The organism is Stackebrandtia soli (genome assembly GCF_965137155.1).
GTDB lineage: Bacteria > Actinomycetota > Actinomycetes > Mycobacteriales > Micromonosporaceae > Stackebrandtia > Stackebrandtia soli.
The window spans coordinates 129,918-141,483 of sequence record NZ_CBCRZX010000008.1 but is presented as its reverse complement, the minus strand read 5'-3'; the positions used below and the strand labels follow the sequence as shown (position 1 = coordinate 141,483).

The following is an 11,566-nucleotide window of genomic DNA, read 5'->3' as shown; positions in this document are numbered from 1 at the left end:
GACCGGGGCGGGGACAGGGATGGGGCGCGACCGTCGCCGCCGGGTCGCCTACGATCGTGGGCGCGAATCGACTGAGACAACAGAGGGGGACGGCGTGCCGGACGTCATCACGAGCGCGACGAATCCCGTCGTCAAGCGGGTACGGGCACTCGCCGACCGCAAGAATCGGCGCCGCGAGTCGGTGTTCGTCGTGCACGGGATTCAGCCGGTGTGGCAGGCGGTCGACGGGGGCGCGCAGATCGACACGCTGCTGGTGGCGCCGGGACTGCTGACGCATGAGCCGAGCCTCGAGCTCGTGGACGAGCAACGGCGGCGAGGCACGCGCGTGGTCGAGTTCTCGGATGAGCTGTTCGGACGGATCTCCGACCGCGACCGCCCCGCCGGAATCGCCGCGATCGTCCATCAACGACTATCCACTTTGCAGGAATTGGGGACGCCGGAGCTGGCGATCGCGCTGCACGAGGTCGGGAATCCGGGCAACCTCGGCACCATTCTGCGGACTGCGGAGGCGGCCGGCGCGACGGCGGTGATCCTGCTCGGGGACACCACGGACCCGTTCGATCCCACCTCCGCCAAGGCGAGCATGGGTGCACTGTTCAATGTGTCCATCGCCCGCGCCGGAGTCGACGAGTTCTTCGCGTGGGCACGTGAGCGCGGCATCACGATCGCGGCGGCCGCCGGGGACGCGGCGCGCGACTACCGGGAGGTCGGATACGCGGCCCCGTTGACGGTGCTGCTCGGTAGCGAGGGCGACGGGCTCCCCGTCGAGGTGGTCGACGCCGCCGACCTCGCGATCAGCATTCCGATGAGCGGTAAGACGGAGTCCCTGAACCTGTCGATCGCGGCGGGGATCGTGCTGTACGAGGCCAGGCGGCACATCATCGGTTGAAGGCAGCCGGTTGAATCGGCGACCATGCCCGCGCGGAACAGAAGCACCGACGTCGCGGGGCGGTGAGTCGAACCTCAAGCGTCCACCGACGCCCGCAACTCATGAACCACGAACCATCGTCACGACAGGGAGGCGATGCGTTCGCGGGTCGGGACCAGGGCCCTGACCTCGCTGCCCCTCGCGCTCCGTCAACCATCGTCAGGGCAGCGAGACGGAGCATCCACGGATCGACTGGCATCCCCTGGCCGAACGACCGCGGCCGTCACGACAGCGAGGCGATGTACTCGCGGATCAGGTCGGCGCACAGGCGGGGCCGTTGCAGGTGCCACAGATGCCCCGCATCGTGGATGAGTTTCATCGTGGCCCCGGGAATCCTCGTAGCGAGCAGTCTCGCCGACGCCATGTTCAGGCGGTCCCGGTCACCGCAGCAGACCCACGTCGGTGCCATGATGCCGGGAATCCGGTCGGCGACGGTCGACCGGGCGAGGTCGCGCAGCGCCCGTGACTGGGTGCGCCGACCGGCGCGGCGAATGTCGTCGGAGAACGTGTCGCGATCGACGTCGACCGCCGGGTCGACCATGTCCAGCGAGAACCGTGCGGCCAGCCGGAGCGGAATGACGGCGGTGATCGCTCGTTGGGCCGCGAGGGTCGTCCTGGGAGCGATCACCATCGCTCCGGAGAGGAAGAGGCCCTGCACCCTCCCCGGAAGGGCGAGCGCCGCCTCGAGCGCGACAGTGGCTCCGAGGGACGAGCCGACCAGGTGCGCCGGCCGGTCCAGCCCGCGAAGGATCTGGACGACCTCGGTGGTGGCGCGGGCGATCGAGAACGGGGCGGTGTTGGCGCCGTGCCCGGGCAGATCGGGAGTCATGACCTGATAGTCGCGACGCAGCTCCCCCGCCGGTCCTCGCCATATGCGCCCGCTCGCGCCCATCGGGTGAAGCATCACGATCGGGTCGGGCATGGATGTCCTCTCGTCACGGTGGTATCGACGACGACGATATCGACACAGAGCGACCATTCACCCCGTTGCGCCACACGCGTGCCTACATCGGCCGTTCCGGCGCACCCCGCCCGGCGCCTTGGCACGCTGGAGGGATGCGATCGATCTGGAAAGGCGCGGTCTCGTTCGGGCTGATTTCGATCGCCGTGAAGGCGTACGCCGCCACCGAGACGAAGGACATCCGGTTTCATCAGGTGCACCGTCGCGACGGCGGGCGGATCCGGTACCGGAAGTTCTGCGAGTTGGAGAACTCCGAGGTGGACTTCGGCGAGATCGTGCGAGCGGTCGAACTTCCCGACAAGGACATGGTGATCCTCGAGGACTCGGACTTCGACCAGCTGCCGTTGGCCACGAAGAACGTCATCGACGTGATCGAGTTCGTGCCCGAGGAGGACATCGACCCGCTCATGTACGCGAAGTCGTACTACCTGGAGCCCGCTGACGTGGCAACGAAGCCGTACGCGTTGCTGCGCAAGACCTTGTCGTCGACGGAGAAGGTCGCCGTCGCGAAGGTCGCTCTGCGACAGAAGGAACAACTCGCGACCCTTCGTGACCATGATGGAGTTCTCGTCCTCCAGACGATGCTGTGGCCCGACGAGGTACGGGCGCCGGAGCTGAAGATCCCCGACGACGCGGGTGTGCGCGATCAGGAGGTCACCATGGCGACGACCCTGGTGGATTCCATGTCGAGTGACCATTTCGACGCCGCCAAGTACCACGACGACTACCGGCAGGCCCTGCAGAAGGTCATCGACGCGAAGGTCGCCGGCGACGAGGTCTTGCAGCCCCCGGAAAGCGCGGAGGAGGGCGGCGCGAAGGTGATCGACCTGATGGACGCACTACAGCGCAGCGTGGACAAGGCAAAAAAGGACAGTCCGAAGAAGGCCGCCAAGAAGACGACCCGCCGCAAGAAGGCCGCCTGATCGCACCAACGGGTGGCGCGGCCACCGCCCTCCAGTGACGGCTCGTTCCCGCTCTCGGCGAGAGAGTCGTCGCGACCCGCGACGCTTCGGCGGTCGGCGACCGACGCGGCGACGACGGGTCGAGGCTCTCCGGATTGCGGAGCCCGAGAGGCGCCGCCGCGTTCTCACCGACCTACTGAGCCCTTCGCGCCATGGACGACGGCACTCTAGGCGCGTGTCACGGTGATGATGACGTCCTCGCAGCCCCCGGCGAGCTCGGTCAGGGCGTCCCGCTCCGCCGGGTCGACGGCGAGGTCCCAGCGCGTTTTGACCGCGACCCACTCGGCCACGTACTGGCAGTGGGCCTCGGCTGACGGAGGCATCCAGGTGGCCGGATCCTGGTCCGCCTTGCTGCGGTTGGAGCGAGCCGAAACTGCCACCAGCGAACGGGAGTCTCCCAGGTCGTTGGCGTAAGCCCGCCGGTCCTCAAGGGTCCATCCCGAGGCACCCGAGTCCCACGCCTCCGCCAACGGAACCATGTGGTCGATGTCCAGCTTAGACGGATCGGTAAAGGTCTGACTGTCGTAGTAGGAGAACCAGAGGCCGTTCGTCACGTCGCATTCGGACATCGAGACGTCCCCGAGCGCCTCCTCGGCGAGGACTTCCTTGCGGGTGTTGCAGCCGTCGCGATCGGCGTCGATCCAGTGCGGGAAGGCCGATCGCCGGTACCCGTCACGGGACTCGTCGGCGATGTCGAGGTCCTCGATCGCCGCGCTCAACGGCATACTGACCGTCTCATATGGATTTAGCGGGGACGCCTGGGCTACGGTGGGGACGGCCAGGGCCGCCGAGGTCGCGAGCGCGACGACGGCCACCGTTCGGATTCGTGACACGTTCTGCCTTCCTGTGTGTGAGTGAAGGCCGTCTCGTGACCTCAGGTTCACCGGGCGACGACGGCCTCCTGTTCGAAGCGGATTCATTCTGTGTCGTGGCACCGCCGAAATCGGCCTCGACACGCGCGAGCCGGTCGGCGTCGTGAATGTCTTGGGGCCGCGCGGAACCCCGGGGTGGGGCCGAGCCAGGGAGTTCTGGAGTGCCGCGATCCGGGACAGCGCGACGTCCGGCGCGGCAGGCGTCCGCACGAGAAGCAAGCGGGGTTCACCGAACCAGGATCGGAGACGACGATGTCACGCTGTCCCGGTCGTTTCCAACGACTCGGGGGCTGTCCGACGCGGTCAGGACGGGTGCCGACGCAGAAGGGCACGGCCGTCGGGCCGGCAAACGTCGTGGTCCGGCGCCGGAGGGACGGCTGATCACCATGACGGAAGCAGAGATCCCCGAGTTGGGAGAGCCGAACTCGCGATCGAACTCGGTCAAGGCCTGAAGCCCGAGGACTCGAGGCCCGTGACGACCACGCGCCGCCCGGATCGAGGACGATCAGGCGTTCACGGCACCGATCGACGCCGACCAGCGATCACACCGCGGCGGTCGCGATCATGACGATGATGAACGCGGCCGCGATCAACGCCGGGCCCATGCTGAGGACCCACGCGGCGGCCGTGGAGCGGCGTTCCGAGAACTCCCGGTCCCCGTCGCCGACCGCCGATCGGCGGCACAGTTCGTCGGCGACGTCGCCCGGCCGATCCCTGTCGAGCGAACCGAAGTACCGGCCGCCGTTCAAGACGAACGGTTGGATTGACTCACCGGTCGCCAGATCGATCTGAACGCCCTCTGTCTCGCTGCCGGTCGCGTCGACGATGAGCCGGTAGCCCACACGGACGGTCGTCACGACGTTGCGCATGACGAAGGCGTCCCGTTCGAATATCACGCACGGACGGATGATCAGGGCCCACATCAGACAGCAGAACCCGCCCGCGAACAGCCAGAACGCGAGGATGACCCACACCGCCATCGGCGGGAGGCCCTCGCCGGTCACCAGGCGCGCGCCGAGGAAGACCGTCCCGGCCACGAGCATCGCCAGTAGCACACCGCCGAAAGCGACGACGCCTCGAACTCCCTTGCGGCGCAACCGAACACCGTCGGTCATCACCGTCAATTCCTTCACCGCCACTGCGCTCTACGACCCTTCACCGACGCCGAACCGATACCACAAGACGTACACCATCACACCGGATAAGCGAAACCCGGCCCGCGTGAACAAACGACGTCACTCCTATGACACGCATGGACAATGGGCGCGTCCTCCCAAGCGTCAACCGCCGACTCGGGCACGAGCGGACACACGACGATTCACAGTGGATTAGCCGCTCCATGCCGGAGGTGAGCAACCGCCTAGAACCTAAACGATCATTGTTCTACCCGTCAAGCCCCGGCGACCGCCCTTTGCCCGGCAGATCGTCAACGGCTGCACGGGAGTGCCTTTGGCGGCGTCGGCAAACCAAGCCCCTCACACCCGAACGCGAAGAAATGCCCGCCGTGCCGATCGACACTAACAGTCGACAATGAGTGACGAATGAACTCCGAAAGAGGAAAGTGTCATCACTAACCGTTTTCGCCTCGCAGTCGAATCAGGTCGGCATCGGATTGTCGAGTGCGAGCGTCAGGCCGACCGCACCCAGTACCGTCCCGGTGACACCTCGCTGTGCGACCATCCATGCTGGACGATCTCGCAGGAATGTCGCAATCCCTCCCGCCGCCATCACGTACAGGCCATTGACACTGATACTCGTGACTATCTGAATTCCCCCGAGTAGGAAACCCTGGAGCATCGTCGGAGAAAGGCCCGGCGTGATGAACTGTGGAATCAACGCCAGATACATGATCGCCGATTTCGGGTTGAGGAGATTCGTCAACAGACCCATTCGGAACAGCTTCATCGCGGAGTCGGGTGGCATGTCCCGTGCCTCGAACGGCGACGCCCCGTCGGGCCGAATCACGTTCCAGGCCAGATACAGCAGGTACAGCGCGCCAGCCACCTTCAGTCCGATGAACAACCACGGGACGAGCTCGAACACGGCGGCCACCCCGACGTTGGCCATCGTCATGTACACCACGAAACCGACCAGGGTGCCGAGCAACGACACCAATCCGGCCCGCCAGCCCTGGCTGATGCTGCGCGACACCAGGTAGATCGTGTTCGGACCGGGGCTCAGCACCATCCCCAGCGCGACGACGAAAATACCCCAAGCGGCAGCTTCGGAGACCATGACCGTCCTTATCCGTCGTACGACACAATCGCCGTCACGCTACGCCAGCCAGACATTCCGCGCTAGAGCACAAAAGGTACAGATTCGTCACCATCGATATCGATAGTTATTGCCCCCCAATACACCTGCACTTTCATAGTCCTCTAGGGATGCACATTGAAATCGATTGGCGCACATCCGCCACGGGCGACACTGGACGGTGCCCGCGCCGTCCTGGCGGGGCTGTTCCCCGCGAAACCCGCCGACCACGACCTCCACATGGACCGACTCGCGGAGCGGGCCCGACGCCTCGGCGCGACCATCGTCGGGCGCGTCGTGCAACGCCGAGGCGTATCGCACGGCGGCGTCCACCTCATGGGTGCGCCGCTGTCCCGCACCACGATCCTGGGCCGGGGGAAGGCCGTCGAGTTGGCGCGGCTCGTCTGCGAGACGGCGGCGACGGTCGTCATCATGGCCAACCCGCTGACCGAGCGACAACGCGAGGCACTTCAAGACCTCACCGGCTGTGCAGTCCATGATGGAACCAGGCTGTGGGACCCGCCCGAAAGCGGCCGGGCAGCCGACCGCAAAAGCTTCGGGTAGACTCGCCGAGGCCGCGCCGCACGCGCATCGGGGCGCTTAGCTCAGCGGGAGAGCATTCGCCTTACAAGCGAAGGGTCACTGGTTCGATCCCAGTAGCGCCCACCCCGATCCCAGCCCGTTACCGACACCGGTAACGGGCTGTTTCACGTCCGACGCCCGATGACCCAGGTGTCGTCGACCGGGCCGGAACTCCCTGGCGTCGATCGTCGCTCGCCCCTAGGTTGGAGGCGCTCGATTCGCTTCAGCTCAAGGAGACCACCATGACCGCCGCCAGATTCGTCGACACCACCCGCTCGGTGTGGGCGTTCATCGGCGACGACATCGCCGTCGCGTGCCCACGGTGCTCGTCGCGCGCGTGGGTCGTTCCCGCCGTCATGGACCCCGACGCCCGAATCCTGGACGATCCGCGCTCGCCGTGGAGCGCCCGACGGCTCAGTTGCGTCGAATGCGGACACTCGGCCGCTCACTCCGGCACCAGAGTGTGCACCGGCGGGGGCGTCGATCCCTACTTCGCGCTTCCGCTTTGGCTGCGGACGACGGTTCGAGGAAATCTACTATGGGCATACAGCGGCGAACACCTGGGAACCTTGGAAGCCTTCGTATCGGCGCGGGTGCGGGAGAAGCCTCTCGACACGGGCATCCGCATGACGATGATCGCGAAGCTTCCGAAATGGATCAAGGCCGCCGAGAATCGGGGTGCCGTCCTCAAGGGAATAGCTCGTCTGCGCGCACGGTTGTCCTGACACGAGAACGGGCCGTTCCCCGTGAGGAACGGCCCGCCGGTCGATGTCGCGTTACGCGGTCAGCTCAACGAGAGCCTTCTGCCAGGCGCCCTGGTCGCGAGGTTCACCGGGCAGGTTCATCTCGGCGAACTTGACCACGCCCGCCTTGTCGATGACGAAGGTGCCCCGATTGGCGATGCCCTTGGCGTCGTCGAAGACGCCGTAGGTGGTCGCGACGGCGCCATGCGGCCAGAAGTCGCTCAGCAACGGGAAGGTGAAGCCCTCCCGCTCGGCCCACACCTTGTGAGCGAACGGCGAGTCCACGCTGACGGTGAGCACCTGCACATCGTCGGACTGGTACGCCGACAGGTTGTCGCGCACGCCGCACAGTTCGCCCTCGCACACTCCGGTGAACGCGAGCGGGTAGAACACGAGCAGGACGTTCTTCTGCCCGACGAAGTCGGACAGCCGGACTTCCTGGTTGTTCTGGTCTTTGAGTACGAAATCGGGAGCGGTCGTCCCCACAGCGATTGGCATGTGTCTCCTGTCGAAGCAGTCGTGTCGGGTGTCGACGTTACCGCCCGCGCGGAGAGACGAGCCGAGTGGCGACCCAGTCCGTACCGGCGTTGATGCTGGATGTGCCCTGAAGGCCCGCTGTCGGAGCCGCCTCGGCGATCTCTGCGGATTCGATGTGACCGACGCGACCTGGTTTCGGTGTCAACAACCACACGACCCCCTCGTCGGTGAGCGGCGTCCGCGCGTCCATGAGGACGTCCACGAGATCGCCGTCCTCCTCGCGCCACCACAGGAGCACGGTGTCAACGACGTCGACAGTGTCCTCGTCGTGCAGCTCCCCCACACAGGAGACCACCGCTTCCCTTAGGGCGGCGTCGATATCGCTGTCGAATCCGATCTCCATAACAACGTCGTCGGTTTTGATACCGAGTCGGTCGATTATGGTCCGTACGCCGTCGGCCGACCCAGCCGTGGCATTCACGTCGCGTTTCCTCCTCTATTCGTCACCGGACGTCCTCCGGTGCTCGGCGATAAAGTGCATCGCCCTCCCGGACGCCGCATCTCGTGAGAATACGCAATGCGAAGTATTCATGGGGGTCCGAGTGTGTCCGGGGTCCCAGAAGATTGGGTCCTGTGCGACAGGTGTGGTTCCCACCGAGGCAGGATAGGAGTTCAGGGGCTGTCCCGTCACCCAGCAGATCAGCTGCGGCGAGCGTCGAACGCCATCGGCCAAGTTGTCGAACCACCTGCATACGAAGCCGTATGCGGACGTTTCCCCACCTTGCCGAGTGGCGGCGTGACGCGCGCCTCGCCCGATCCGAGACGACGGGACAACCGCTAGAGGTCGACGGCACGGCCCTTCGGGTCGACGGCGGTCGGCCGGGCACGCCGTCGATGGTGACGCCGGGTACGCGGATACGCTCGACTATCCGAAGGTGCTCCAACCATCGCCGCCCACGGTGGTCCCGGACAAAGCGGACGTTTCGCGGGCAACCGATTCGCGTGACGGCCGTGAATGGCATGTAGAACGATAAGTCCTATCAGCGTCGATAAGCAGAGGGAAAAGCCAGTGGCAACGGAACGGAAACGCCCTGTTATCAGTGACGGCCTGCCCAGTCAGCTGCCAGACATCGATCCCGCCGAGACGGCCGAGTGGCTCGATTCCTTGGACGGTCTGCTGGATGAGCGGGGGCGTCAGCGGGCTCGGTACGTCATGTTGCGGCTGTTGGAACGCGCCCGCGAGAGGCAGGTCGGTGTTCCCGCGTTGACGAGCACCGACTACATCAACACGATCCCGCCGGAGGCGGAGCCGTGGTTCCCGGGCGACGAGCACGTCGAACGTCGGATCCGCGCCTACATCCGGTGGAACGCGGCGATCATGGTGCACCGCGCGCAGCGGCCCGGCATCGGCGCCGGTGGGCACATCTCGACGTACGCGTCGTCGGCCAGCCTGTACGAGGTCGGCTTCAACCACTTCTTCCGTGGCAAGTCGCACCCGGGCGGAGGCGACCAGATCTACATCCAGGGGCACGGATCGCCCGGCATCTACGCGCGCGCGTTCCTTGAGGGCCGCCTCACCGAGCACCAGTTGGACGGGTTCCGTCAGGAGCTCTCGCACCCGGGCGGCGGCCTGCCGTCGTACCCGCACCCTCGGCTGATGCCGGACTTCTGGGAGTTCCCGACCGTGTCGATGGGCCTCGGCCCGATGTCGGCGATCTACCAGGCGCAGTTCAACCGGTACATGCACCACCGTGGCATCAAGGACACCTCCGACCAGCGAGTATGGGCCTTCCTCGGCGACGGCGAGATCGACGAGCCGGAGACGCTCGGCGCCATCCACCTCGCTTCACGTGAGGAACTCGACAACCTGACCTTCGTCGTCAACTGCAACCTCCAGCGCCTCGACGGCCCGGTCCGCGGCAACGGCAAGGTCATCCAGGAACTCGAGTCGTTCTTCCGGGGTGCCGGCTGGAACGTCATCAAGGTGATCTGGGGCCGCGAGTGGGACCCGCTGCTGGCCGCCGACACGGACGGCGCGCTCGTCAACATCATGAACTCCACACCCGACGGTGACTACCAGACGTTCAAGGCCGAGAACGGCGCGTTCGTCCGGGAGCACTTCTTCGGTCGCGACCCGCGCACCAAGCGCATGGTCGAGCCGATGTCGGACGAGGCGATCTGGGGTCTCAAGCGCGGTGGCCACGACTACCGGAAGCTGTTCGCGGCGTACAAGTCCGCCACGGAGCACACGGGTCAGCCGACCGTCATCCTCGCGAAGACGATCAAGGGCTGGACGCTGGGCTCGCACTTCGAGGGCCGCAACGCCACCCACCAGATGAAGAAGCTCACGCTGGCCGACCTCAAGTCGTTCCGTGACCGCCTCTACCTGGACATCCCGGACTCGGCGCTCGAATCCGACCCGTACCTGCCGCCGTACTACCACCCCGGTGCCAAGTCCACCGAGATGGAGTACATGATGGAGCGTCGCCAGGTCCTGGGTGGCCCCGTTCCATCGCGTCGCACCGAGTCGAAGCCGTTGACGCTGCCCGAGCCGAAGACGTACGACGTCGTCAAGCGCGGATCCGGCAAGCAGAAGGTCGCCACCACGATGGCGTTCGTCCGTCTGCTCAAGGACCTCATGAAGGACAAGAACATCGGGCACCGTTGGGTGCCGATCATCCCCGACGAGGCACGGACCTTCGGGATGGACGCGATGTTCCCGACCGCGAAGATCTACTCGCCGCACGGCCAGAACTACCTGTCGGTGGACCGCGACCTGTTCCTGTCCTACAAGGAGTCCACGCACGGCCAGATTCTCCACATGGGAATCAACGAGGCCGGATCGGCGGCCGCGTTCAGCGCGGCCGGATCGGCCTACTCGACACACGACGAGCCGATGATCCCGATGTACATCTTCTACTCGATGTTCGGGTTCCAACGGACGGCCGACAGCTTCTGGGCCGCCGCCGACCAGCTGACGCGCGGCTTCCTGATCGGCGCCACCGCCGGTCGGACCACGCTCAACGGAGAAGGTCTGCAGCACGAGGACGGGCACTCGCTGTTGATCGCGGCGACGAACCCCGCCGTCGTGACGTACGACCCGGCGTTCGGCTACGAGATCGCGCACATCATGGAAGACGGCCTGAAGCGGATGTACGGGGACGACCCCGAGAACGTCTTCTACTACCTGACCGTCTACAACGAACCGATCACGCAGCCCGCCGAACCGGACGACCTCGACGTCGACGGCCTGCTCAAGGGCATGTACCGCTACCAGCAGGCGCCGTCGAACTCCGGCCTGCCGAAGGTGCAGCTGCTCGCGTCCGGCACCGGCATGCAGTGGGCCCTCAAGGCCCGTGACCTGCTCGCCTCGGACTGGGGCGTGTCTGCGGACGTGTGGTCGGTTACGTCCTGGACGGAACTGCGCCGCGACGCCGTCGCCTGTGAGGAGTACAACCTGCTCCACCCGGGCATGGAGGAGCGGACCCCGTTCGTCACGGAGCAGCTGCGCGAGGCGCCCGGACCGGTCGTCGCGGTCAGCGACTTCATGCGCGCGGTGCCCGACCTGATCGCGCGGTGGGTGCCCGGCGAGTACACCTCGCTCGGCACCGACGGCTTCGGCCAGTCCGACACGCGCGGGGCACTCCGGCGACACTTCCACGTGGACGCCGAGTCGATCGCGGTAGCGGCACTCCAGGGCCTGGCCCGACGCGGCGACCTGCCGCCGTCGGCCGCCGCGGAGGCCGCCGCCAAGTACGCCATCGACGACGTGCGGGCCGCCCGCTGTC

At 66.2% G+C, this 11,566-nt stretch carries 10 protein-coding genes, 1 tRNA gene and 1 pseudogene; 6 read left to right on the top strand and 6 right to left on the bottom strand.

Annotated features, from left to right (window positions below; translation table 11 throughout):
• The coding region (locus ACM9NP_RS07720) for a TrmH family RNA methyltransferase (protein WP_415645919.1) at positions 1-889 on the top strand (889 nt) is incomplete at its 5' end.
• 262 nt (positions 890-1,151) lie between these two features.
• On the opposite strand, the gene ACM9NP_RS07715 is transcribed toward ACM9NP_RS07720, so the two are convergent.
• Positions 1,152-1,850: an alpha/beta fold hydrolase gene (locus ACM9NP_RS07715; protein ID WP_415645918.1), complete on the bottom strand. Its 699-nt coding sequence runs from the start codon at positions 1,848-1,850 to the stop codon at positions 1,152-1,154.
• Positions 1,851-1,984: 134 nt separating this feature from the next.
• Between ACM9NP_RS07715 and ku the strand changes: the two genes are divergently transcribed.
• Complete coding sequence (ku, locus tag ACM9NP_RS07710) at positions 1,985-2,812, top strand: non-homologous end joining protein Ku (protein WP_415645917.1); 828 nt, start codon at positions 1,985-1,987, stop codon at positions 2,810-2,812.
• A 206-nt stretch (positions 2,813-3,018) separates the two neighbouring features.
• Here ku and ACM9NP_RS07705 read toward each other — a convergent pair whose 3' ends face one another.
• The 3 genes from ACM9NP_RS07705 to ACM9NP_RS07695 form a co-directional block, all read right to left on the bottom strand.
• Positions 3,019-3,684, bottom strand: a complete 666-nt coding sequence (locus ACM9NP_RS07705) for an HNH endonuclease family protein (protein ID WP_415645916.1) — start codon at positions 3,682-3,684, stop codon at positions 3,019-3,021.
• 581 nt (positions 3,685-4,265) lie between these two features.
• Positions 4,266-4,838, bottom strand: coding sequence for a hypothetical protein (locus ACM9NP_RS07700; protein WP_415645915.1), 573 nt, complete (start codon positions 4,836-4,838; stop codon positions 4,266-4,268).
• A 481-nt stretch (positions 4,839-5,319) separates the two neighbouring features.
• Positions 5,320-5,958, bottom strand: a complete 639-nt coding sequence (locus ACM9NP_RS07695) for a LysE family translocator (RefSeq protein WP_415645914.1) — start codon at positions 5,956-5,958, stop codon at positions 5,320-5,322.
• Positions 5,959-6,114: 156 nt separating this feature from the next.
• On the opposite strand from ACM9NP_RS07695, the gene ACM9NP_RS07690 reads away from it, so the two are divergent.
• From ACM9NP_RS07690 to ACM9NP_RS07680, 3 genes are all read left to right on the top strand, one after another.
• A complete protein-coding gene (locus tag ACM9NP_RS07690) occupies positions 6,115-6,540 on the top strand; it encodes an HflX-like GTP-binding protein (protein WP_415645913.1) in 426 nt (141 codons plus the stop codon).
• A 30-nt stretch (positions 6,541-6,570) separates the two neighbouring features.
• Positions 6,571-6,642 (top strand) — tRNA-Val (locus ACM9NP_RS07685).
• Positions 6,643-6,800: 158 nt separating this feature from the next.
• The gene (locus ACM9NP_RS07680; RefSeq protein WP_415645912.1) at positions 6,801-7,283 is read left to right on the top strand and encodes a hypothetical protein; all 483 of its coding nucleotides are present in this window, start codon (positions 6,801-6,803) and stop codon (positions 7,281-7,283) included.
• A gap of 51 nt (positions 7,284-7,334) precedes the next feature.
• Here ACM9NP_RS07680 and ACM9NP_RS07675 read toward each other — a convergent pair whose 3' ends face one another.
• On the bottom strand, positions 7,335-7,799 hold the full coding sequence (locus ACM9NP_RS07675) for a peroxiredoxin (protein ID WP_415645911.1): 465 nt from the start codon (positions 7,797-7,799) through the stop codon (positions 7,335-7,337).
• 37 nt (positions 7,800-7,836) lie between these two features.
• Positions 7,837-8,259: a DUF3052 domain-containing protein gene (locus tag ACM9NP_RS07670; protein WP_415645910.1), complete on the bottom strand. Its 423-nt coding sequence runs from the start codon at positions 8,257-8,259 to the stop codon at positions 7,837-7,839.
• A gap of 588 nt (positions 8,260-8,847) precedes the next feature.
• Here ACM9NP_RS07670 and aceE point away from each other — a divergent pair.
• A pseudogene (gene aceE / locus ACM9NP_RS07665) lies at positions 8,848-11,559 on the top strand (pyruvate dehydrogenase (acetyl-transferring), homodimeric type); the annotation flags it as partial.
• Between the last annotated feature and the right edge of the window lie 7 nt (positions 11,560-11,566).

Coding starts and splice junctions, on each gene's coding strand:
- ACM9NP_RS07715 (WP_415645918.1), bottom strand. CDS start 1,850: ATGCCCGACCCGATCGTGATGCTTCACCCGATGGGCGCGAGCGGGCGC.
- ku (WP_415645917.1), top strand. CDS start 1,985: ATGCGATCGATCTGGAAAGGCGCGGTCTCGTTCGGGCTGATTTCGATC.
- ACM9NP_RS07700 (WP_415645915.1), bottom strand. CDS start 4,838: ATGACCGACGGTGTTCGGTTGCGCCGCAAGGGAGTTCGAGGCGTCGTC.
- ACM9NP_RS07695 (WP_415645914.1), bottom strand. CDS start 5,958: ATGGTCTCCGAAGCTGCCGCTTGGGGTATTTTCGTCGTCGCGCTGGGG.
- ACM9NP_RS07680 (WP_415645912.1), top strand. CDS start 6,801: ATGACCGCCGCCAGATTCGTCGACACCACCCGCTCGGTGTGGGCGTTC.
- ACM9NP_RS07675 (WP_415645911.1), bottom strand. CDS start 7,799: ATGCCAATCGCTGTGGGGACGACCGCTCCCGATTTCGTACTCAAAGAC.